Raw genomic sequence first — 23,498 nt, 5'->3', positions numbered from 1 at the left:
GTATGATCGGCGCGGACCGAACGGGGACGGCCATGATGGCGAACGACCCTGCAGCGCAGTTTCCGCGCCGGCTCTGGGCGCAGCAGCTGTCGCCACGCATCGAACGGCTGCGCCGCCGCGGCGAGCAGCTGCGCACGACCTGGGACCTCAACGTGCTGCGCCTGCTCGCGGACGACGCCGCGCGCGTCGGCGCAGCGTGCCGCGAACTCGGCTTCGCGCCCCAGGCCGACCTGCTCGAGGAGCTGCGCGCGACCTGCGTCGGCCTGCTCGAGCCACCGCGCGCGCCCGATCGCGCGAGCCGCCATCGCCTCGACGGCCTGGTCGGCCGGCTCGATGCGCCATCGCCGGCGGGCGCGACGCGCGACTCGCCGGTCGTCGCGGGCGCGACGCGCGAGAACGGTTTCCCGTTGCTGGTCGTCCCACCACCCGAATACTGGACGCGACTGGCTTCGATGGCCGCGGCCGCGCCGGCTCCCGCCCCAGCCGCTGCCCCGGTGGAGACGGCCGGCGGCACGCCGCCGAACTTCGGCCCGCGTGGCGGTACGGCGTGCTCGCGCGAGCAGTTGCTGCGCGAAGTATCGGAGTGCCTCGCGCGCGACGACGCGGCGATCCAGGCGGGCGGCCTGTTCGTGCTGGTCGCCGCGGACGCGAGCGACCCGGCCGGCGCCGCAGCGCGCACCGCCGAGACCCTGCGCGCGATCTGCGCGTCGGCGCGCGCGGGCGATCGCGTCGCGAGCGACGGCGCCGACCGCTACCTCGTGTTCGATCGCGAACTGTCCGCCGACGCACTCGAAGCCGAAGCCTCGCGCCTGCGCGACGGCCTCGCCCGCATCGGCGGGTTCGACGTCGGCCTGTGCACGTTCGCGCGTGGCGCGCGCAGTGCGCGCAGGATGTACGACGCCGCGCACGGACTCGTCGCCGCCATGCAGGCGCAGTCGCGGCATGGCGTGTTCGTCGTGCGCGACCTCGACGCCGGCCACGGCGGCGATCTCGCCGGCCAGGTGCGACACGCGCTCGCGGGCAGCGGTTTCGAACTGATGTTCCAGCCGATCGTTTCGCTGCGCGGCGAGGAGGGCGCGCAGTTCCAGGCGCTGCTGCGCCTGCGCGGAGCGGACGGGCGCCTGCATCCGGCCTCCGAGATCATCCCTGCGGCCGAAGCCGCCGGGCTCATCGGTGCGGTCGACCGCTGGGTGCTCGCGCACTGCGTCGAACGCGTCGCCGCGCACGGCGCCGGCTCGACGCAGCTGTTCGTGAGCCAGTCGCTGGCGAGCGTGCGCGACCCGAGCATGGTAGCCGCGTTGGCCGCGGAGCTCGCGCGGCATGCGATCGATGCACGCTCGATCGTCGTCGAGCTGCGCGCCGCCGACGCGATCGAGGCGCCTGCCGAGGCGCAACGTTGCGCCGACGCGCTGCGCGCGCTCGGTGCGCGCCTGTCGTTGTCCGCGTTCGACGCGGAACTCGCCGACGTGCATCCGTTGCCGGTGCTCGCCGTCGACTTCGTCAAGCTCGCCAGGCCGCCCGCGCTCGACGGCGAGGAGCAGCGCGAGGCGTTCGTCGCCCTGCTCGAGCGCCTGCACGAACGAGGCACGCGGGTGATCGCGCCGCGCGTCGAGGACGTGCACGGCATCGCCCCGCTCGTGCGCGTCGGCGTCGACTTCGTGCAGGGCAATTTCGTGCAGGCCGCCGACAGCGACCTCGCGTTCGACTTCGAAGGCGCGCGGATGTAGCGCGCGCGGCGCCTCAGCCGCCGATCTTCGTCTGCAGGTAGGGATTCTCGCCGAGCTTGTCGATCAGGCCGAGCTGCGTCTCGAGCCAGTCGATGTGCTCTTCCTCCGATTCGAGGATGTCCTCGAACAGCTCGCGGCTGACGTAGTCGCCGAGCGCTTCGCAGTCGGCGATCGCGGCCTTGAGGTCCGGCACCGCCTGCATCTCGAGCTGCAGGTCGCAGGCGAGCACTTCCTTGGGCGACTCGCCGATCATGAGCTTGCCGAGCGCTTGCAGGTTCGGCAGGCCCTCGAGGAACAGGATGCGCTCGATCAGGCGATCGGCGTGCTTCATCTCGTCGATCGATTCCTTGTACTCGTGCTCGGCCAGTTCCTTGTAGCCCCAGTTGCGGTACATGCGCGCGTGCAGGAAATACTGGTTGATCGCGGTCAGCTCGTTGAACAGCGCCTTGTTGAGGTGGCCGATGATCTTCGCGTTCCCTTTCATTGCACGGTCTCCGTCACGGGCGATGCCGCGCGGGCGCGCGGCGCAACGACGCGACTATAGCGCGCGCGACGGCACCACGAGGAAACGAAAATCGCACGCATTCCGCGCGTGCGTGGCGAGGCGCGTGCGCGCGCCCGCGTCAGGCGGCTGCGGCGATCAGCGGCAGGTCGAGCGTGCGCTTGCGCGCGAGCGCGTCGTGGAAGATCTGGCTCGCCAGCTCTTCGCAACTGCCGCAGCAATCCGAGCAGCCGGTGCGACGGCGCACTTCGGCGAACGAATGCGCACCGCTCTCGGCGGCTTCGCGGATCGCGCGATCGGTGACGGCGTTGCAGATGCAGACGTACATGCAGGCATCCGGGAAATCGGGATGCCTACATTTGAATGTAAATGAGAATGATTGTCAACTACTCGGGACGACACTGCCGCGACGTTCAGGTGCCGACGAGTTCCGCCAGCCAGCGCTGCTCGCGCAGGGTCACCCGGCAGCTGTCCTCGGCGAGGGCGACGAGATGGCGCAGCGCCTGCTCGTACACGCGCCGCTTGAACGTGACCACGTGCGCGGCCGGGTACCAGAAGTCGACCCAGCGCCAGTGGTCGAATTCGGGCTTGTCGGTCGCGTCGAGGCGCACGGCCGATTCCTCGCCGACGAGGCGCAGCAGGAACCAGACCTGCTTCTGGCCGATGCAGACCGGGCGGTCGTGGCGCCGCACGAGGCGCGGCGGCAGTCGGTAGCGCAGCCAGCCCGGGGTCGAGCCGAGTACCTCGACGTGCTGCGGCAGCAAGCCGGTCTCTTCGGCCAGCTCGCGGTACATCGCCTCGATCGGCGTCTCGTCGCTGCGCATCCCGCCCTGCGGGAACTGCCAGCCGTCGCGCCCGATCCGGCGCGCCCAGAACACGTGCCCCTGCGCGTTCAGCAGGATGATGCCGACGTTCGGTCGGTAGCCATCGGGGTCGATCATGGATGATGGCCGGTAACGTACATGCGACCGATTCTTCCACACGCCTCGCGCGGGCGGCAAGGCGAACGGACCTCACGGCGCTTGACAGGCCGCCCCGAGGCACTAGAATCGCACGCCCTTCCGCGCGTGCCGTGCGCACGCGCCACTTGGCTATGTAGCTCAGCCGGTTAGAGCACAGCACTCATAATGCTGGGGTCGGTGGTTCGAGTCCACCCATAGCCACCACATACTACTCCGACGTCGTCCGACGAAGTCCAAGAATATTCGCAGTGATGCGGATTTGGACGAGATGGTCGTCCTGCAAAGTCTCACGAAATTCGTTGAAAGCCTGCGGTAGCGAACGGTAATGTTGACGGTAGCGGCGCTGCTGACGAGCGCCATTACCGTCATGGGACACGATGCCCCTTACCGATACCGTTGTTCGCGGCGCGAAGCCGCGTGAAAGGCAGCACAAGCTCGCTGATGGCGGTGGCCTCTACCTGTTGGTTCGCCCCAACGGCTCCAAGTTGTGGCAGTGGGACTACCGCCGCCCAATCACGAGGATGCGAAACACGATCGGCCCGGGCGCCTACCCTGACGTGACCCTCGCTGCTGCACGCGACTGGCGAGCCGAACAGCGTCGTCTGCTCGCTGCGGGCGTTGATCCCGGCGAACATCGGAAGGACACCAAGCGCGCAGGCGAGGAACGCGCAGCCAATACGTTCGAGGCGATCGCGCGCGAGTGGCTGGCTGTCAGGAAGAGGGACTGGACCCCGAAGCAGCATGACAAGGAGCGCGACCGCCTCGAGAACCACGCGTTCCCCTGGATCGGAAGGCTACCCATCTCGGACGTGGGTGTCGCACATGTACGTCCACTGCTGACCCGCGTCGCCGATCGGGGGCACCATGAGCAGGCGCAGCGCCTTCGGAGTCAGCTCAGCCGCATCTTCCGGTTCGCCATCGCCAGTGAGCGGTCGCAGAACAACCCTGCCGATGCGCTGCTCGAGACACTCCCTTTACGCCACCAGAAGAACTACCCAAGGGTTCTACCCCGCTAACACGGACACTTCAGTTAAGCCCCATGATGGGGCAGGAGGAGTGTCATGCAGCAGAGAAAACGATACAGCGAGGAGTTCAAGCGCGAGGCGGTGGGCCTGACCCGATTGCCCGGCGCGAACGTGTCGCAGATTGCTCGCGACTTGGGCACCCGCGGCCGACTACCGATGGCCCGCTTCACGACCTGCCAGCCCTTGATCTGGAAGATCAGTGTCATCGACTCGCCTCGGGAGGGTACGGCTCGAAAAGTGTTGCCGATTCCCGTGCGGTTGTCGGCAGCCTTGCTATCACCGCTCAGGGGCCCAACGCCAGGGGATGAAGTGGGTCGGGAGTGATCATTCGCCCTACACAGACGACGGTCAATTTCCTACACATGCCAGCCCGATCAGGCGGCAGCGAGCTGAGGTGTGGCGTGCAGGCTATATGCCGACCACCGAGTCAGCGAATACGCGCCCGTGCACAGGGACGCAGGCGATAGCCACCAGCGATGACGCGGGTCGACATCCAACTGAGGAATACCTTGCGCGCCCAACGCGATGTGCGATACGCGCAACGGGCAGACTAGGAGCGACCCTAGGTGCTCCTAGGGTGCTCCGGGTCTCTGAGGACTTGCTAGGCCCGTCAGTAAGAGGACCAGTGGCAGCTCAGGCGATTGTTGACGCTATTCCACGTACAGTTCAGGAAGCCGTTGCGTCGCGTGCCGATGATGACCTCAGCGCCCCGTGCGTTAAGCAATTGGACAATGCGATCGGCATTGCGCTGTTCGGTCGCGCCGTAGAACCAGCGGCCGGCGTACTCGGGGACGTTGTCGTCCGGGAGGAGCTGCCCCGTCGAATCGCGCGCAGAACCCTTCTCGTACGCGGGGGGCTTGTCCAAGGTCAACTTGACCTTGAGCTTCGACCCGTCGTTGAAGATCACCGTGATGGTGGCATTAACGCCGCTGGTGAACTGCAACGCCGCGTCCGCATGCGCTCGCAGGAACTCAAAGAGGCCGTCAAGAATTCCGTTGTTCGCGTACTCCAGCCCGTGATCTTGGAGGCGATCGTTGAGCTGCGCGCGGTAGTTACCGTCCATGAGGTAATCATGGGCCGAGGGGTTCGGCACCGTCGGGATGTTCCAGTTGTTCGCGTAGACCTCGACGGCAGCCTTGTATGTGCCGTTGGTCAATTGCGAGAGCTGGTAGAGCTTCGCGGCGACGTCGAGCACGCCCTGCGGAACCGAAAGCTCGATGCCCGTGCAGTTAGTCGCGGCCGTCGTGTTGCTGCCGTCGTCGACGGCTAGGCCATCGGTGGTGATGTCGTCGTCGGTGGCGACGACTCCATCGGTGGCTGGTGCGCTAGACTCCGTTCCCGGGTCGGTCCCATTGACGATCCCACAGGTCACTTGGTACTTGCGGATACTGCCGATCGTCGGATTCCAGACGAGCCACGTCCCCTGCTTCATGTTGATAGCAGTCTGCAACATCTGCGCAGGCGTGCACCCGGGGCACTGCGTGTATGTCGCTGACGCGGTGCCTAGCGCGAACAGGCTCGCGATGCCGGCGATGAATCGGATAGCTCCCTTACGCATGTCTACCCCCTCTCTAGAGTATTCCATAGAACACCGCAGCGGTCCTGCTGGCGGCAGGGTCAGCGTAGCAGCGCTATTGATGGTAGTGTTTTAGTGGCGCCCGGAGAATGCGGAGAGCGGCGCTGTAGACGCAGCGAGGCTACACAAGGATGAACGCCCGCCAAAAGTCACCGCGGCAGGGCCATGACCGCTGCATCCATTCCGATCAAGCCTGAGAACGTCGACGCCTAGCTGCGTGCCGACCCGAACGACCTCGCCGCGATGTACGCCATTCTCGACAACCGCGAACGGCCGTATTACGAGCACCGGCTGGCCGCTTGATCGCCACGCTTGATCTGTAAGGTTACGTTTTGAGAGCTCCGGGTATGGCTTGATGCTGCATGGGTAGCCCCACTCGTTCTAGGACTTTGTCGAAGAGGACGTAGGCAAGCGACGCTCCAGCGCGATCAGCGTGGAGCGCATTGAAGTCCGCCTTTCCGCCGGTTATTGCGACGAGTTCACCGTCGAGCTGGGCGCTGTCGAGCTTCAGGGCAGCAACGTCGGCGGCGATGGCCGGGATCTTGTCCGTCCACTCCTTCTCGTTGCGCGACCAAAGCCGGGCCTTCCCATTAACCACGGTAGCAAGGATGCGGTAGCCGTCCCACTTCACCTCATGCAGCCAGTCGTCACCTGCAGGCGCCTGTGGCTCGCTCCGGCACAGCTCGGGGGCAAAGGCGACGTTCTCGATGCTGGCGGGCTCGCCCAGTTGCTTGCGTGCCATGGTCAACCCGGGTGACGTTCGGGGTCCTGCCCGTAGGTGTACTCCGTTTCGATCGAACCGTCCTGACGGTGGACGACGAGCTGCGCGGTCTTGCCGACGTCCCACAGCTTGTTTCCGCGAGCCTTACCAGCTTCTTCCGCGTCGGCCTTCGTGTCGAACGCCCCGACGTCCTCGCCATCGTGTTCGAGGTGCCAGCGGTGGTCGACGTTGCTGTGGACGAGGTGCATGACGTAGGGGCCCATGGCGATCTCCTCGAAACGACTTGGAGCTGTAGATAACCAGCCAGTGGCTGACCGAAGCCTCAGCGAGGACAGACGGCCACATGGGACGACGCTCCATGGGTCGTCTTGAGTACTGAGACATTCTCCGACGACCTTGCCGCCTGACACGCCGGAGGAGAGCTATGAAACGTCGTACGCGCGCTGTGCTGCCTTGCTGGAGACCGCTTTCGTCGCCGGCGTCCGCTCACGTCGAGCACTGCTATGCGATGCATGGAAGGGTTGGAGCAAGAGCCCCGCTTGGCACGCCGAGGTGGAGCTCGTACTCATCAACCAGGAACGTCGCGTGCGCTGCGTCCCTGGCTCATGCCCTGATTCGCACCGGTTTTTTACCGACGCCGTCCCAACGGGCTCCGGCTGGCGCATTCTCGGCTGGAAGATGGCCGATGGGTCGAAGCCCGGGGAATACGATGCTGTCGACCCAGAGATGGCCCTGATCGAGCGACTACCGGCGCCGAACCCTCCGGAGGTTCGATCACACTCGATCAGCTGCGGAACCCCGTCAATTCATTGACGATTGTTTGACGTTTTGCAACATAAGTATATGAATAGTAAAGATATATATATTGCACTTAAGCAGCGGCGAGACCATACTTGCGCATCAAGTACGCCCAGCCTCTTCTCGCGCCTTTCGCGTGTCCTACTGCGGGCTAAGGGAGCAAAGCACGGGGATCTGACTTGCTCTTGCTCTTGCTCTTGCTCTTCTTCTCTTACTCCCGGGAGCAGGCAATACCGCGCCAAACCCAAATGAATGGGTTTGTCCCCGCACGAGCGCACCGCGCACCGCCCGCTAGCCGGAAGGACGCCTCATCAGCAGCGCCATCCGGCGAGCCGCTTCATAGACGTCCGGAGCGTTGGTCCTCCTCCAGATTTCGTCCATGCTCACGCCCGGGTGGCACATGTCGAACATCTCGCAGTCCGACCAGGCGTAGAAGCCATCGCTGCCACAGCCCCCACCCACGTCGCATGCGACCATGTGTGCCGCGAGCCACTGGATCTCCCGGCTCTGCTTCGCCAGATACGAACCCGCCACGACTTCCTTGCCGTCGGTCCACGCGTCCGCGCCGACGCTCATGAGATAATTGGCGGCGTTCCGGATCGCAGTTCCTGAGTGCGAGGTCCGGAAAATCTCCAGGGCCATCGCCGTCGCCCGCTCCCTGTCCTCGTCCTCCGTCAGCCTCTGCGATGTGACGAGGTCGCTGTCGGAGTCGACCTGCACCGCTTCGCCGACGGCCTCTCCAAACGAGGTACCGTCCCAGGTCTCGCAGAACCGCAGACGATGCGCCCTTGCCGCTCGGTAAGACGCTTCAGCTTGAGGCGACACGACTTCGCGCTGCTTACGCCGCGCGAACCACCGGTCACGCAACTCCTCCGGCTGGTCGCATGTACCGGCGGCAATCATCTTCGCGTAAAGGGCATCGGCATCGTTGCCTGCCGCAGCCACTTTCTTCGCCAGCTCTGCGTAGTCGCGCACGCCATCGAAATAGCTGGACGGCAGGACCGACGCGGTTCGCACGGCATCGGTCCGGGACGCGTTCGCCGGCCGCGGCGCCTCCCCGTTCGTCGTCGCGACGGGCGCGGTCGCGCCTGCAGGCAACAGGGCGGGAGAGGCTGGAGGCGGGGCCTGGTACCAGAAGTATCCAATGACACCCGCGACGACGATCAGCGCCGCCGCGAGCGAACGAACGATACGACTGCGCATCCAGGCTTCCAGGTCCGGGCGTCCCGTCCGGAGGATATGTACTTCGGGCATCGCTGCAAAGCAGCGTTCATCGTCGCCGGTTCGACCTGCCCGCGCGCCGTGCTTGCGGGCATTCGATCGCGTGCCGCAGACTGCGCGCCGCGCGGCGACCGTCGTCGCCGCGATCATCCGGGAGGGGGATCAGATGGCGCGTTATCAGGACGCCCAGGGGCGTTGGCTGCTCGAGAAGGTGGTGCGTGACGTCGTCGTCGTCGCGGTGATCGGCCTGTTGCTGTCGGCGTTCTGGCCGTTCCGCCAGGTGCCGACCGGCTCGCGCGGCGTGCTGACCCAGTTCGGCGCGATCCGCGGCATCGAGAACGAAGGTCTCGCAGTCGTCATGCCATGGCAGCGGCTCGCGTTGTTCAGCATCCGCGCCGAGCAGGCGCAGATCGACAATGCCGACGGCAGCACGAGCGACCAGCAACCGGTCAAGGTGAGCCTCACCGTGCGCTACAGCATCATCACCGACCGCGTCGCCGAGGTGTACGAGAAGTACAGCCACGACGGCGACCTGTCCTCGTACGTGCAGACCGCGACGCAGGAAGTGTTCAAGGCGGTGACCGCGAAGTACAACGCGCCCGACCTCATCGCCAAGCGTTCGCAGGTGTCGACCGACATCAACGCCGCGCTCAAGCAGAAGCTCGAGGTGTACGGCGCGCAGGTCATCAACATCGACATGCGCAACTTCGCGTTCTCGCCCGAGTACATGGCCGCGATCAACGAGAAGGTCACGCAGGAACAGCTGCGCCTCGCGGCGGAAAACAAGGTGAAGACGGTCGAGGCGGAGCAGAAGCAGAAGGTCGCCGTCGCCGAGGCGGAAGCGAATGCGCTGAAGGCGAAGGCGGACGGCGAGGCATACGCGACGATCAAGGCCGCGAACGCGCAGGCCGATGCGTTGCGCGTGCAGAACGAGGCGCTCGCCAAGAGCAAGGAAGTCCTCGAACTGCGCCGCATCGAGGTCGAGCGCGTCAAGGCGGAGCGCTGGGACGGCAAGCTGCCCGAGGCGATCTACGCGGGCACGCCGATCCCGTTCTTCACGCCCGCGCAGAAGGCTGATTAGCAGGAGCTGGCCTGGGCACCGCGAGAGAAGGCGCGCACCGAAGACAGTCCTGGTTGAGCTATTCTCTGAAAGGCAGGATCGTGGGATCCGATCGAGGGCGCCGCGACCGGCGCGTCGAAGGTGCCAAAAGCAGGGCCGTTGTTCGAACCAGACCGCTGGCGCGAGATCCGGGAGCTCGCCGCCAGAATCGAGGCAACAGATGCCGAAGACCGCTCGCGTGAACTCGAGCGCGCCAGTGCTGTCGATCCCGAACTGGCTGCGGCTGTCCGCAAACTGCTTCGCCCTACGCCCGATGCGAGCGTCGATCCCCTCGGTGTCGCGGCGCGCGATCTGATGACGAACTCCGGCAGCGGCGAACTCCCGGAGCGCCTTGGGCCATTCCGGATCTTGCGGCAGATCGGCTCCGGCGGCATGGGCGTCGTCTATCTTGCCGAACGCAGCGACGCCCGATTCACGCAGCGCGTAGCGTTGAAGGTGCTGGGTGGAAGCTGGGCAGCGACGAATGAGGCCGCAATGCGTGAGCAGCGCGTACTTGCAACGCTCACCCACCCCAACATCACCGCGTTCATCGATGCCGGGAGCGAGGGCGGCCTGTCGTGGCTGGCGATGGAGTACGTCGATGGCATGCCGCTCATCGACTACTGCGATGCCCACGTTCCGGACCTGCGCCGACGCGTGAAGCTCTTCGTCCAGATCTGCGCAGCAGTCGCCCACGCGCATGGACAGCTCGTCGTTCATCGGGATCTGAAGCCATCAAATGTCCTGGTGACCCAGGAAGGCTCGGTCAAACTGCTCGATTTCGGTATCGCCCGCATACTCGATCCAGGCGGCGATACTCCGCAGACGCGTGTATTCACGCCCGAATATGCAGCGCCAGAGCAGTTGAGAGGCGAACGCGTGACGGTCGCGACCGACGTCTATGCGCTCGGCTTGCTGCTGTACGAACTCGTGGCCGGACGGCGGCTGCCGATCCTCGAACGCGGCGACACCGGCCGGGAATGGACGACGCGCGAACTCGCGGACTGTTCGTCGCGAACGACCTCCGGGGATCAATCGGAGTCAATCCGTCGACGCGACATCGTGCGCGCCCTGCGAGGCGATCTGGGCCGGATCATCTCGCACTCGCTCGCGCCGCTTCCCGCCGACCGATATCCGTCGGTGCCTTCGCTTCGCGACGATCTGAATCGTTGGCTTGATCATCGCCCGATCAGCATCAGCCGGCCTTCCGCCGCGTATCTGGCTGCCCGCTTCTGCCGGCGCCATCGCTTGGCTGTCGCAATTGGGTGCGTAGCGCTCGCGGGCATGTTGACGCTCGGTTCCATGACGCTCTGGCAGGCGCAACGAGCCCGGCATTTTGCCGAGCGCGTGGATCGCGCCCAGATATTCCTCAACAATCTGTTCGCCGACGCAGATCCCTACAGCGCCCGGCAGTCCAAGGGCGGAGCGATCGAGCTGCTGCACCAGGCGATGACGGATATCGACAGGGAATTCGCCGACGTCCCGGACCTGCAGGCGAGATTGAGTACGACAGTTGCACAGGCGATGATCAGTGCGGGTGACGTGGCCACGGCGCGCGGCTGGTTGGAGAACAGAGTCGCGAAAGTTCGTGCAAGCGACGAAGTACCGTCTGCGAGACTGGGGGCCCTGCTGGTACAACTGGCGCTCGCACGCGAAGAAGGCGGAGAGATCGATGGCGCGCGTGCAGCATTCGAGGAGGCGCACGAGCTGCTGCGTGACAGCGGCCCGGACTACGCCCCGCCGCGGATCGGAGCGGTCACGGGTCTCGCGAAACTCGCGAACCTGCGCGGCGACCATGCGGAAGCGCAACGGTTGCACGAGGAGATCCTGCAGGAGCGCATGGCTCGCGAAGGCCCGGAGAGCGCCGATATCGCCATGGATCTGATGAACGTCGCGGCCGACCGCCTGTACGACGAACGGTTCGGCGACGCCGCCGCATTGGCCGCGCGCGCCCACGCGATGCTGGAGCGGACGGTGGGCGCGGATCATCCGCGCAGCATCTATGTCGACAATGTGCTCGGCCTCGCGCTGGCCAACAGCGGCCGCTTCGCGGAAGCAATCGAGACCCTGCGCAACGCAGGGGACCTTGCACGCAAACGCCTGCCCGGGGCGCCGATCATCGGAATCACGACCGCGTCTCTCGGATGGGCGCTGTATCGCGCTGGTCGCACCCACGAAGCCGCTGCGACGCTCCGGAAAGCGCTCGAGCTCGCTCCGAACAATCCCCGCCGAAGCTCTACCGAACTCGCGCTCGGCCTCAGTTTGCTCGATCAGGACCCGGCGGCGGCGCTTGCCGTCCTGCGCGGCGCGCGCGATGGGCTCGCACGCAAGGCCGGAGACGACCAGTATGTCGCGCTTGCGGATGCTGCAATCGGCGCCGCGATCGCTGCGAGCGGTGATGCCGCCGATGGCGAGAGGCAGGTCGTTGCGGCGCGCGATCGGCTTCTTGGCGGACAGCGGGCGGGCAGCGTCCGCGTGGGTGATATCGACCTTCTGCTCGCCGACATCGTCGAGCGGCGCGGAGACGCCAAAGGCGCCGCGAACCTTCGAACAGAGGCGTCCGCAATCTTCAATCGGGCATATGGTCACCCCCTGCAGGAAGCTGATCGCTCCGGAGGTCGCGCCCCCGCAACGCGGCTATAGTATGTCGAACGTACCGTGTCGGCGGTCATCCCGCCGTCCACAGCAACGTGGCGGCACGGAGTCGATCGAGCGTTGCATTCCTCGGCCAGCGTTCGCCACCCGTATGCGCCCTCGCTCGCGCCATCGGAGTTTGCCTTATGAAAGAGCCACCACTCACCGAATGGTTACGCGCTGCCGGATGCGGCGATCGCGGCGCCGGCGATCGCGCATACGCCGCGATCTATTCGGAGCTTAGGCGCCTCGCGGCACGCCAGCTCGGCGGCGGCGCGACCGCGACGCTTTCTCCGACCGCACTGGTGAACGAGACGTTCCTGCGACTCTCGAGAGGGCGCCTCGACGCCATCAATGACCGCCGGCATTTCTTCAATCTCGCAATGCGTGCCATGCGGCAGACGATGATCGACCATGCCCGCGAACGGATCGCGAAGAAGCGCGGCGGCGACCTGATTCGGACCGAGCTCGTCGGCGAAGCCGAAGAATTCGGCACCGACGCAGAACAGGCCCTGGCACTCGACCAGGCGCTGAGCGCCCTCGAACAGCAGGACGCTCAAATGGCCGAAATGTTCGCGCTGCGCTTCTTCTGCGGCCTCTCCGCGGTCGCGATCGGTGAGATGCTCGGCGTCACGGAACGCACGATCCATCGCGATCTCGCATTCGCCCGCAACTACCTGCAGATCGCCCTGGAAGCACCTTGACCTGAAGGCTGCGGTCCACTGGCGTCGTCCCGCAACGTCGCGCATTGCACGACAGGTCGGTCGTGCCAGCTTCGTTCCGACCTCGGGCCATCGCATGTGGCACCTGAAACGCGAGGGTGCGCGCGCCATTCGCGGGTCATGACGTCTGGACCGCACTCCGTCGTCCGTTTCCTTATATGACAGGGGAAGAAACGGGGCGATCGATGGGTCCGATCGCGTCGGCGCCTTGATATGTGGCCACGCCAAATCGTTCCACGCCCCCCGTGCAGTCAAGCGTGGCCGCGCTGCGAAGGAGGACTTCGTTCGCTGCGAACGTCCCGACACCGACACGGAGGCCACTTCCCGAGCAGCCTTTGACAACCGGATCACTTATCCATGGGCGTACGCATTTCCTCCACCCAACTCGAATCGTTCGTGATACTGGCGCGCGAGCTCAAATACGCCCGCGCCGCCCGACTGCTCAACATCAGCCAGCCGGCATTGACCAAGCGCATCCAGAGCCTCGAAGGCAGGCTCGGGCAGGCGTTGTTCCTGCGCCTGCGCGGCGGGCTCGAGCTCACTGAGTCGGGACGGGTGCTGCAGCGCTTCGCGTCGTCGATAGAGCGCCAGGAGCAGGACCTGCTGGACAGTCTCGTCGGAAGCCCGCAAGGGATCTCGGGCCACTTTCGACTCGTTTCGTTCTCCTCATGCCTGCGCTCGGTTCTCATTCCGGCGGTGGGCCCGCTGCTGCGCGACAACCCCCGGTTGTCGTGTCAGTTCAGCAAAGGCGAGATCAGCCAGCTGCACGAGCTTCTGGCGGACGGCAAGGTCGATTTCAGCGTGTCGTTGTCCGAATGCGAACGCATGGGCATCGAGAACGTCCGCCTCGGCGTAGAGCGCAATGTGCTGATCGAATCAAACCTGTACGTTGGACGCAAGGATTGCTACATCGATCATGATCCGCGCGACAACTTCACCGAACGCTTCTTCCTGGCACAGACCGGCGCGACCGTTCCGAAGATGCTGCGCGCCTACTTCGACGACATCTATGGGTTGATCGATGCGGTATCTGAGGGCGTCGGCCGCGCCGTCGTACCACTTCATCTGCTCCAACCGGATCACCATGTGCGACTCGTGCCTGGCTTCAGGCCCTACGACGTACCTGTCTTCCTGCACTACCACCGGCAACCGTATCCGAATCGCATGCTGCGCGCCGTCGTCGAAGCACTGATCAGCGAATGCGCGCATCTGTACGGCGAACATGCAATTGCCATCGAGGAAGTTGCTGTTCCCGACGACGCATTGGTCGGTGCAAACCTGCGCGCAGCGAGGAACGCTGCCTAGTGCGGAAAGCCGCCAGACAATGATCATGGGGCCGCTTTCGCACCGGAGGATGGATGCCTGCCACGCGATGCCGCCGAGGGGGCGCGAGGAATAGCGCTTTTGAAGAGAAGCGTTGCCAATACTCCTGGGCTTGTCACGGTATCGGACACTAGGGAGTGTAATCGGCCTCTCTTCACATATGTCCAAACCTTTGCGTCAAGCCATGCAGTCGAGCGGCGCCCGCTTTGAAACGCTTGGCAGCCGCACGACGTCATTGGGCATGCAAGTCCGCCACGTACTGCGCCAGCCACTTGATCGCCTTGGCCGAAAGATCGTCCGTCGCGTAGCCCTCGAACATGCCTCCGTCGACGACCCAGATGCGCCTACGGCGCTTGGCAACCCAGCGGAGCGGAGAGCGGTCCAGCGTCGCACAGCGGTCCCGCTCGACGTCGATGAAGTGCCAGTAGACGACCGGATCCGGTCGTGCCTCGCACAAGCGGACCCACTTCCTGTAGACGCGCTCGCGAAATGCGGGTGACTCTTCGCGCACCTGATTGACGACGTCCATTACCGCTTTCAGCTTGGTCGCGAGACAGAGCCACTTCCAGCCGGCCTCCGCGTGGCGCTGCTCGGCATTCAGGCTCTCGCAGATTGCCTGCGCCTCGGACAGAAGCGCGAGGGCCTTCCAGATCCGGCGATCGTCGTGGTCATCGGAACCTGCCGGAACGCTCGCATTCGGACCCAGCATCGAAGCGATCATCAGCCTCGCCTCGATCACTGAAGCGTCGGCCATGGCGGAATAGTCTGCGTGCAAGATCATGCGTCGGGAGCCTGATTTGTCCATGGGCGATATCGACGTACCGGGCGCGTGCTCCGCAGATCCATCTGCATTCGCCGCACGACGTGCCAGTCCGCAGGAGCAGCCGCCACAACGCAAGGCGGGAGATACGGAACCGAAACGCCAGTCATGTCATGAATCCGAGATTCGGGGAGTCGTACTCGCCAAGACGTGGGAAAAGCAGCGGGAGGTCGCCGGTATTGACCCCGTACCACGCAGCCAAGGTCGCCGCATACTGGTCCACGCCGGTCGTCGGGATTATCTGGCCGTAGCCGGCATCGTCCGGGTTGTCGTGCTGCGCGAGCGACGGCATCCGCCCGTAGAAGCGACCGCCTCGCACGGCGCCACCGAGGACGAAATGGTGGCCACCCCAGCCGTGATCGGTGCCATCACCGTTGGTGGACAGCGTGCGACCGAAATCCGATGCGGTGAAGGTGGTGACCTCGTCCGTGACTCCGAGTTGCGCCATTGCCGCCTGGAACGCGACCAGCGATTGCGCAAGATCGGCGAGCAGCCCCGGCTGTATGGCAAGTTGATCGTCATGCGTGTCGTAGCCGCCCTGGCCAACAAAGAAGAGCTGCCGATGCATGTCGAGCGCGCCTGGACCGCGCAGGCTGATAAGGTTGGCGACCTGGCGCAGCTGCCCGCCCAGATTCGTCGATGGGAAGGGCACGTTCCAGTCGGGCACCGTGCTGATCAGTGCTGACAGCGTCTCGTAGTGATCGATCGTGCGGCGCGTCGCGCGCGCGTAGGCACGCTCGAACATGTGCGATTGCGCGCCTTCGGCCGCCAGAGCCTGGAAGGTCTGAATGCCGAGCTGGTTCTGATACGTACCGAGATAGTCGATGCGTTCCGCGGCGCACGATCCTCCGGCGCATCCACGCACCACGTACTGATCGATCAGGCTGCCGCGCTGGAACAGGCTCTGGCCTTGGATCGAGATTGTCATCGGCAACGTTGCGTCGGGATTGGCATCAAGAAGGAGGTCGGCGATCCGCCCACCCCAACCGTCCGCGCTGGCGTCGTCCGGACGGGATGTCTGCCAGAAGTTCGCCTGGTCCGAATGCGAGAAAAGCTGTGGTGGTGCCAGCAGCGGATTGGCCTGGTACTGCGCCTTCGTGATCGGACCGAGCAGCGGCCCCACATTGGCCACGATGGCAAGTTGCTGCTGCTCGAACAAGGCCTTCAAAGGAGCCAGCGAAGGATGCAGGCCGTAGGTGGCGCCGTCACTCGGCATTCCGTCCGGCTGCGGAACGAGCGTGTTCGGCTGAATCTGTTCCAACGGCAGAGCGAGCGCGGGCCGCGTCGCCTGATAGATTGCGTAGTCGACGGGCGATACGGGCACGACGCTACTGAAGCTGTCGTTGCCGCCGTGGAGGAATACGCAAACCAGTGCGCGGTAGTCGGAGAATGTCGACGGTACGGCCGGCCGCGCCGCTGCGGCGACGGCCACCAGGTTGCCCAGCGGGCTGTTCAGCGCAACGCCGCCGAGCGCGGCCTGGAGCGAGCGGCGAAGAAAGGCACGACGATCGGGAGTCATGGACGGCTCCTACTTCTGAATCGAGAATTCGGGGGAAGTGACGATCAGGTAAAGCGCCTGCTGCACGCGAAACAGCGAACGACGCTCCTCGGTCGTGCCCCCGCTCAACCCGGGAATCTGATCCGGCAATGGCCCGTCGAGGCGCGCGATCAGCAACTGGCGCATGTAGTCGGACATCTGACCGGACATCATCAGCAGGTTCAGCCGATCCACCAGTGCTGCAGAATTGACCGCCAGCGCGCGCAACTCCGAGTAGTCCATCAACGTCTCCTCCGGTGCGGCAGCGATGTCGTAATTGCTGCCCTGCCAGAACCAGAAGATGCGCCACCCCAGATAGTTCGGCATGCTGACAAGCTGGGTATCGGTATGAATCTGGAATTCGGGCGACACCAGCCCAGCATCCCGGATCTCGCCCGACTGTGCGAAATCCGGGCGGAAGAAGTTGAATACGGAGGGTGCACCGAGAGGCAGTTGCGCGAACTGGTCCTGCGGGTGCGAATACTGGAACACGCGCCCGTTCGCCGAAGCGCCGGGCGCGATCCGCCACAGCTTCACCAGCCGCGCAATCGGTTCGCGTACCTTGCCGAAAGTTTCCGGCGCCGAAAGGTGTCCGTTGCGTGCTTCCGGGTCGAGCAGGAGCGCACGGACCACTGCGCGCAGATTGCCGCGCACACCCTGCCCGTCGTCGTCGAACACTGCCGCAATCCGTCCGACGTAGGCCGGGGTCGGGTTGCTCGTCACCAGGCGCTGGATCAGCTGCCGCGCAATGAACGGTCCGATGTTGGGGTGGTGGAATACGTTGTCCAGCGCGGCCGCCATTTCCTGCTGCGCGTTCGCGCCGGGCGCGAGCAGACCACCCGGCAGGCCCACACCCGGATAGACGAGCAGTTGCTTGGCGGTCGTGTCGTCATGAAAGGCCTCGACCGGCTGCATTGGCGTGAACCACGGGGCGAAGTACGGATTGCTGGGCTCGCAGTTGCCGTAGTTCTGTGCCGTGCAACCGGAGAAATTCCAGCCCGTGAACACGTGTGCGAATCCGCGCACGACATTCTGGTCGTAGGTGGGCACCGGCTGTACGCCAGGCATGACCGGATCACTGTCGAACACGGTGCCGTCGGGATTGAGCATGACCAGACCGACGGAGAACAGCTGCAGCACCTCGCGCGCATAGTTCTCATCGGGCCGGATGTTGAGCACGTCATCGGCCTTGCGGTTTCCGAGCATGCTGAGATACCGACCCATGGCCGGATGCAGGGTCACGTCCTCCAGCAACTGCCGGTAGTTGCCAAAGGCGTTGCGCGCCAGCGTATCGTAGTAGTCCGCCAGTGCCCACGGCTGGAACAGCAGGGAGGCATTTCGGTCCGAAACGACCATGATCTCCGACAACGCAAAAGCGACACGCTGGCGCAGCTGGTCCGAGTGCGCGTGCGTGGGGTCACTCGGATCGGTCATCTGCGCCGCCTGCATGAACCACGCCTCCAGCCGCGCCTGCTGGTAGACCCCTTGGCTGTTTGCGTGCAGCCAGTCCAGATACGGCTTCTGCAGCGAAATCGGCGCGGAGAACTGCTGTTCCAACCACGCTTCGTAGCCGAGATTACGCACTTGCGCGATGTCCGACGGGCGCCCGCCGAACGTCGCCTGGTCGAGGAAACGTGCGGCATCCGCCTCACTGATGGCCGGAACCTCGAAACCATTGCCGAAAACCAGGTCGTCGGCTGCTCGCGCCCGCGCGACCAAGCACAACATCAGCACGACGGCGATCTGGAAATACCGAATGGTGGGTGTGCCGACGCCACGCAGACCCTCGATGGCGGCCTGCTCTTCCTGCGCGCCGAAACTGACCCAGCGGCACGTCGGCGACGCAGCGCATATGATGGCGTCGTTCGTCGCTGCTGCTACTGATGGTGCGATGCCTGCCGTGCTCATGATGGCTTACGCCGCCGCAAGAATGCTCTCCGCATCATGCCAGCGTGCGGAGCCGGCGCGCGCGGCTCTCTCGATGAAATGTTTCAATGCGACGATTCAATCGACTCATCGAAGGAGAGCCATCTTGAACGCGGCGACGGTACTTGGATCAATGCGCAAGGCAGTTCATGTCCCGCGCCGTTTTGCATCGCCCTCGCCGTCATCGCAGAGGTGCAAATAAGACTTCATCTGCAGTCTCTCAAGAAACAGAGCGGCTTCTCTGTAGGAGCGGCGCAGCCGCGACCGAAGCGCCGCATTCGTGAGAGAAGCGCTTCCACGCACCATGAACTCTCCTTGTGCGATTGAACGTACCGGCGCTCGGCCGCGAGGGCCGTACCAACCTGCGGGCCCTCACAGCCCCGGCCTTTCCAGACCGTCGCGGAAGATCGTGTCCTCGCTGAAGCAGGGCGAGAACTCGCTGGTACCGTCGGCCGTGGTGGCCGTCGCGGTGAGGTAACCGGGCGCACCGATGCCCGAGACGTCGAACGTCAACCGGTTGCCGCTCCCCACGGCGGTGCCGTCGACCCCGCCGACGTACGTCGTTGCGTTCGCCCCTTTCTGTCCTTGCGGGCACGACGAAGAACGGTAGACATCGATGACGAAGTACGCTCCCGGCGTCGTGTTCAGGCCGAGGACCACCTCGCGCAGGCTTCCGTTCTCGCCGTGCGGGGTCGAGCCGACGATCATCGGGTGGTTCTGCAGACCGTTCGGGCCGGCGTCGCCGTCGCCGTCGTCGTTCTGGAGCTGGCCTGGCAGGTCCAGATCGATCCCCAAGCCGGTGCCGCTGCGTCCGTTCGAACTGATCCGGTTGCCGCGTATCACCGTCCCGGCGCCGGCCGTGGGGTCGATCCGGATACCCGCGCCGTTGTTGTTGCGGATGTCGTTCGAGAAGCTGCTGGAATCGATGAACGCTCCCACGTCCGCGCCGATGACGTGATCCTTCGAACCGCCGGCAATGCAGATGCCGGCACTGTTGGCCAGCGTTTCATCGTCGACGCCGATCGCATTCACGCCGATCCGGTTCTCCTGGATAAAGAAGCTCTTCACGGACTCGTTGAGCAGGTGGATCCCGCAGCCACCACCGGCTGCGATGACATTGCCCATGATGTGCACACCGGAGCCCCCCGAGGCGCTGATCGCGCTGAACATGTTGGGCTGCGCGACCTTGCCGTCGGGCATCAGGCCGAAGTAGTTGTTCTCGATGACGTGATTGGCTGTCGTGCCGTCATTGAGCACGATGGCGTTCTGCTGCAGGCCGCCGAAATAGTTTCGCTCCGCTTCGTTTTCGCCGCCGATCACCACGCCCGTGGCGAAGCCGCCGATCATGATGCCGCGTTGCAGATTGCCCAGCGGCGGGTGGATGTGACCCTGGGGCGGCATTTCGCCGCCGAAGACGCTGCCGCGGACCTTGTGACCGTTCCCGCCCTGGAGCCTGACCGCGGCGCTCGTGAACGTATACGTTCCGCTGCCGAAACCCAATCCCTCGACGGTCAACTGAGTGGAGACTTGGCCGGAGGGGACGCGCATTGCATGGGCAACCCCGCTGCTCGCCGGCGTCAGCACGACACACACGTTCGCGTCGCTGCCGATCGCCAGCGTATTGGGCTGGGCGAACGGCTGCGTGTAGCCGAGAACGAACAGGGTATCGGTGACGTCCGGGAGCGGGCTCTGCAGTGCGATCGTGCGCGGGCAACCGCCCGGAATGGCGAACTTGATCGTCTGCGCGTATCCGGCATCGGCATTGGCCTGCAGGATCGCGTCGCGCAGCGAACCGGGGCCGCTGTCGCTGATGTTGGTGACGGTGAAGGTGGACGGAATCACGACGTCCGGCTGGCGTTCGTACGCCCCGATATCGAAGCGGGGAAGCACTGGCCGGGTATTCCCGTGCAGGTCATAGGTCGGTACCGGGATGAACAGCGAAGCCATTTCCGCAACGTTCATGCCGCCGTCAACCGCTGGCGATCCGGCGGCAAGATCGAAGTTGCCGCCGGCGGCGTCGACGAACTGCGGGTCGCTGCCGACGATGTTGCCGCTGCCGACGGGGAATCCGCCCTGCTGGTTGCCGTACAGGTTGTTGTACGGAATGATGACCTTGCCCTCGTGACTTGTGTCGTTGTAGATGTCGTAGGTGCAGGCGCCGGACCAGATGATGTTGTGATGGAACTTCAGGGTCGGATTCCGGCTGTGCAGTGTCAGGCCGCTCGCGGCACTGCTGTCCTGGCAATCGAGATCGACCATCGTGTTGAAGCCGATGTCGGGCGAGGCCTCGTTGTTGTCAATCCAGATGTCGACCGGTGATGCTTCGAGCGCGGTGATGCCGGTAACGAGGTTGCCCCGGAAGGCGACATGGTTGGTCGTGCGTGAAGTGATAAGAACGCTCCCACCCGAATCGAAATGATTGTCGACGACGATGAGGGAGTCGGCATTTCCGCCCGTAAGCCCATCATCGTCACGGACGTCAAAAAAGGCGAAACCTTCGAACCGGATCGATTCGATGTCGTATTTCCTGTTCTTGCCCCGGAAGGCGAACGCCCCCCCGCCCGCCTTGACGACCGTGAGGTCCGGATCGCGCGCGCGCTGCGACGACGAGCAGCCGGCGGTGTATCCGCCGAGCAACGTGAATTGCTTGTCTGCGGGGAAAGACGCCACCGTCGCGAAGTCCAGCCCGCCGGGCACCGTGTAGGTACCCTGCCTGACACGGATGTCCCAGACCGAGCCGGCTTCGGCGGCTTTGGCGTCCGCCACGGCCTGCTGCAGTTCCTGCGCGGTGCCGACGCAGCGCACCGCGGCCCGTGCCGGAAACACCGCCAATGCGAGCGACGCCAGGAAGATCGCCGCCACGCCACGCATGGCAAGCCGTGCATCGCAGTGTCGCTGACTCTTCATGAAACCTTCTCCAAACCGATATGTGGCGTCACCGTTACCGCGATGGCCGCGGTTCGTCGTTTGCGTCGAGGTATCGGGAACGAGGGTCTGCGGCGTCGCCGACGTGGCGTGCTCGACGCCGCACCCGCTGCGATTCCCCGCCCTCCTTCAGCCGCGGGCCATCTCTCGCCATCGGTTCAGGTGCCGGATTCATTCGACCGGCAACCCATCGAAACCATTGGCGAATAGCCGGTCGAGCTCGTACGCGCCGAGATCGACACCTTGCCCGTTGACGCGCAGCGCTCCGAGAAGGTCGAAAGCCGGCAACCCACCGGCGGGTGCGCTCTCGCCGGCGTCGATCAGCGGGGATGCGGGTCCGAGCGGCAGGTCGAAGAAGCCGGTGTCCTGCATGTCGAACTGCGGGTCGACGTTGTCGAGATTCGTGTCGCCGACTTCAACGGGCTCCACGCCGCCGCGCGTGCCGATGTCGTTGGCGACGAGCTGGAAGGCACCGTCTCCGAATACCTCGAGACGCAGGTCGTGCGCTGCCCCCGGGTTTCCCCAGAAGATGTTGTTGCCGAGCCAGGCCGTATGGCCTTGCGCCATGGTGATGAAGAACGCCGCCTGTGGCTCGGGCGGGAGACCGGCATTGCCTGAAACCGTGTTGTTGACGATGTGCGCGTCCCCGTACAGCACCATGCCGGCCGCATGACCGTCCTGCGCCGTGTTGCTTCTGAACAGGCTGTTGCGAAGTTCCAGGCTGACGCCGCCGGCCACGACCAGGCCACCCCCGCTTCCGCCATCGGCGGCATTGGCCAGGAACCGGAGAGAGTCCAGGACAAGCCTTGACTGCGCATCGACGGAAGCCTGGACGTACATCCCGCCGCCATTCGGCCCGAACGTCGATGCCGCGCCGACGGTACCGTGCTCGAAGACCAGGTATTCGAGGTGCAGCTCGTCGGGCCCCTGCAGATGGATCAGCAAGGGTCGTATCAGGTTCTGGCCATCAAGCACGGTGTATCCGATGCGCGTGTCGCACGACGGGTTGTAGCCGCCGCGGACAATCACCTTCTTGTGGTCACCCGCGACCTGCGTGGAGAAATGCAGGCCGTTGACGAGCGGATATGTCCCGGCGTGGAAGTAGATGACGTCGATCTCGCCGTTCGTGGCAGCCGCGTCCAGTGCCTGCTGCGCCATGGATTCGGATGCGACACAGAACGTCGCGGCCGTCGCGGGCATGGATGCGGTCGCGCACGCAAGCGCGCATACGGCCATCGCCGGCACGCGATGGCACATCGCCGTTGCGGTGCGGCGCTGCAGAACAGCGGTTGTTTCGCTGGCAGTGACGCCGGAGCAACAGCCCCGGCGCCCGGACATCGCAAGATGGAAGTGCACGACGGCTTCCCCGCTTTGGACAAACGACACGCGATCGGCGGTGAATCCGGGCACCCTTGGCACTGGCCGGCCGCGAACGGCGCGTCGCGTGCAGCACTCTCGTTCCGCGCGTGGCCATCATGCGGTTGGCGCTCGGCGCTTCGCCAATGAAATGATTCGATGCCGGCATCAATCGCACGAATGGCCATCGCCGATACTCATCGCCGGATTACGCACGGTGATGCTGATGACGAAGCGCGTGCTGCACATCCCCGACCGGGGAATGCCGCTCGAAGGTGGCACGGCCGGGCTGCACGGATGCCGCAGCGGTTGTCGATCCTGCGGCGACGCCACGGCCGCGGCGCCACACGCATCGAAGACAGGAATCGCACGATTACATCCATTCATTGGCATCGCGGCGCACATGGCCCCATGATTGCGTCCGGGTGAGCCGCCGCCGTCGCGGGCGCACGGGTGGCGGCCACCGAAGCGCGGCACCCGCGGCGTATCGGGAAGGCGCCCGTGCCAGGCGGCACGGTTTCCGCGTCGGCATCGGCGGTTTTCCGCGGACGCGGACGCCCGATTCGCACCAGGGTCGCCCTTTCGCCCGTTGCGGACAATGAGGGCGTGGGCAACAACTGTTCC

At 65.0% G+C, this 23,498-nt stretch carries 19 protein-coding genes and 1 tRNA gene; 8 read left to right on the top strand and 12 right to left on the bottom strand.

Annotated elements, in window-relative coordinates:
• The first annotated feature begins 32 nt into the window (after positions 1-32).
• Entirely contained in the window at positions 33-1,727 is a 1,695-nt protein-coding gene (locus EV148_RS17405; protein WP_158287531.1) for an EAL domain-containing protein, read from the top strand.
• A gap of 13 nt (positions 1,728-1,740) precedes the next feature.
• Here EV148_RS17405 and bfr read toward each other — a convergent pair whose 3' ends face one another.
• The 3 genes from bfr to EV148_RS17390 form a co-directional block, all read right to left on the bottom strand.
• Positions 1,741-2,211 carry a bacterioferritin gene (gene bfr, locus EV148_RS17400; protein ID WP_132000130.1) on the bottom strand — a complete coding sequence of 157 codons (471 nt, stop codon included), beginning with the start codon at positions 2,209-2,211 and terminating at the stop codon, positions 1,741-1,743.
• Positions 2,212-2,350: 139 nt separating this feature from the next.
• Positions 2,351-2,557 carry a (2Fe-2S)-binding protein gene (locus tag EV148_RS17395; protein WP_132000129.1) on the bottom strand — a complete coding sequence of 69 codons (207 nt, stop codon included), beginning with the start codon at positions 2,555-2,557 and terminating at the stop codon, positions 2,351-2,353.
• A gap of 85 nt (positions 2,558-2,642) precedes the next feature.
• The gene (locus EV148_RS17390) at positions 2,643-3,170 is read right to left on the bottom strand and encodes an RNA pyrophosphohydrolase (RefSeq protein ID WP_132000128.1); all 528 of its coding nucleotides are present in this window, start codon (positions 3,168-3,170) and stop codon (positions 2,643-2,645) included.
• Positions 3,171-3,318: 148 nt separating this feature from the next.
• Here EV148_RS17390 and EV148_RS17385 point away from each other — a divergent pair.
• From EV148_RS17385 to EV148_RS19170, 3 genes are all read left to right on the top strand, one after another.
• A tRNA-Met gene (locus EV148_RS17385) sits at positions 3,319-3,395 on the top strand.
• A 173-nt stretch (positions 3,396-3,568) separates the two neighbouring features.
• The gene (locus tag EV148_RS17380) at positions 3,569-4,207 is read left to right on the top strand and encodes a tyrosine-type recombinase/integrase (protein ID WP_132000127.1); all 639 of its coding nucleotides are present in this window, start codon (positions 3,569-3,571) and stop codon (positions 4,205-4,207) included.
• Positions 4,208-4,252: 45 nt separating this feature from the next.
• The gene (locus tag EV148_RS19170) at positions 4,253-4,540 is read left to right on the top strand and encodes a transposase (RefSeq protein WP_132000126.1); all 288 of its coding nucleotides are present in this window, start codon (positions 4,253-4,255) and stop codon (positions 4,538-4,540) included.
• 286 nt (positions 4,541-4,826) lie between these two features.
• On the opposite strand, the gene EV148_RS17370 is transcribed toward EV148_RS19170, so the two are convergent.
• From EV148_RS17370 to EV148_RS17355, 4 genes are all read right to left on the bottom strand, one after another.
• Positions 4,827-5,669 carry a hypothetical protein gene (locus tag EV148_RS17370; RefSeq protein WP_132000125.1) on the bottom strand — a complete coding sequence of 281 codons (843 nt, stop codon included), beginning with the start codon at positions 5,667-5,669 and terminating at the stop codon, positions 4,827-4,829.
• Positions 5,670-6,117: 448 nt separating this feature from the next.
• The gene (locus EV148_RS17365; protein WP_132000124.1) at positions 6,118-6,534 is read right to left on the bottom strand and encodes an ATP-dependent DNA ligase; all 417 of its coding nucleotides are present in this window, start codon (positions 6,532-6,534) and stop codon (positions 6,118-6,120) included.
• A gap of 2 nt (positions 6,535-6,536) precedes the next feature.
• Positions 6,537-6,776, bottom strand: coding sequence for a DUF2188 domain-containing protein (locus EV148_RS17360; RefSeq protein WP_132000123.1), 240 nt, complete (start codon positions 6,774-6,776; stop codon positions 6,537-6,539).
• An 826-nt stretch (positions 6,777-7,602) separates the two neighbouring features.
• Positions 7,603-8,682, bottom strand: coding sequence for a hypothetical protein (locus EV148_RS17355; RefSeq protein ID WP_132000122.1), 1,080 nt, complete (start codon positions 8,680-8,682; stop codon positions 7,603-7,605).
• Between the two features lie 16 nt (positions 8,683-8,698).
• Between EV148_RS17355 and EV148_RS17350 the strand changes: the two genes are divergently transcribed.
• From EV148_RS17350 to EV148_RS17335, 4 genes are all read left to right on the top strand, one after another.
• Positions 8,699-9,613, top strand: a complete 915-nt coding sequence (locus tag EV148_RS17350) for a prohibitin family protein (RefSeq protein WP_132000121.1) — start codon at positions 8,699-8,701, stop codon at positions 9,611-9,613.
• Between the two features lie 138 nt (positions 9,614-9,751).
• Positions 9,752-12,274, top strand: coding sequence for a serine/threonine-protein kinase (locus EV148_RS17345; RefSeq protein WP_132000120.1), 2,523 nt, complete (start codon positions 9,752-9,754; stop codon positions 12,272-12,274).
• 137 nt (positions 12,275-12,411) lie between these two features.
• Complete coding sequence (locus EV148_RS17340) at positions 12,412-12,969, top strand: ECF-type sigma factor (protein ID WP_158287530.1); 558 nt, start codon at positions 12,412-12,414, stop codon at positions 12,967-12,969.
• 375 nt (positions 12,970-13,344) lie between these two features.
• Positions 13,345-14,292: a LysR family transcriptional regulator gene (locus EV148_RS17335; RefSeq protein ID WP_132000118.1), complete on the top strand. Its 948-nt coding sequence runs from the start codon at positions 13,345-13,347 to the stop codon at positions 14,290-14,292.
• Between the two features lie 250 nt (positions 14,293-14,542).
• Here the strand turns inward: EV148_RS17335 and EV148_RS17330 are convergent, their stop codons facing one another.
• The 5 genes from EV148_RS17330 to EV148_RS17310 form a co-directional block, all read right to left on the bottom strand.
• Positions 14,543-15,115, bottom strand: a complete 573-nt coding sequence (locus EV148_RS17330; protein WP_132000117.1) for a hypothetical protein — start codon at positions 15,113-15,115, stop codon at positions 14,543-14,545.
• 121 nt (positions 15,116-15,236) lie between these two features.
• Positions 15,237-16,649, bottom strand: coding sequence for a DUF1501 domain-containing protein (locus tag EV148_RS17325; RefSeq protein ID WP_132000116.1), 1,413 nt, complete (start codon positions 16,647-16,649; stop codon positions 15,237-15,239).
• 9 nt (positions 16,650-16,658) lie between these two features.
• The gene (locus EV148_RS17320; protein ID WP_132000115.1) at positions 16,659-18,575 is read right to left on the bottom strand and encodes a DUF1800 domain-containing protein; all 1,917 of its coding nucleotides are present in this window, start codon (positions 18,573-18,575) and stop codon (positions 16,659-16,661) included.
• Positions 18,576-18,965: 390 nt separating this feature from the next.
• Positions 18,966-21,500: a right-handed parallel beta-helix repeat-containing protein gene (locus tag EV148_RS17315; RefSeq protein ID WP_132000114.1), complete on the bottom strand. Its 2,535-nt coding sequence runs from the start codon at positions 21,498-21,500 to the stop codon at positions 18,966-18,968.
• A 189-nt stretch (positions 21,501-21,689) separates the two neighbouring features.
• On the bottom strand, positions 21,690-22,874 hold the full coding sequence (locus EV148_RS17310; RefSeq protein WP_132000113.1) for a choice-of-anchor Q domain-containing protein: 1,185 nt from the start codon (positions 22,872-22,874) through the stop codon (positions 21,690-21,692).
• Between the last annotated feature and the right edge of the window lie 624 nt (positions 22,875-23,498).

The organism is Dokdonella fugitiva (genome assembly GCF_004342425.1).
Taxonomy (GTDB): Bacteria; Pseudomonadota; Gammaproteobacteria; order Xanthomonadales; family Rhodanobacteraceae; genus Dokdonella_A; species Dokdonella_A fugitiva.
This window is presented reverse-complemented; position numbering and strand designations above follow the sequence as displayed.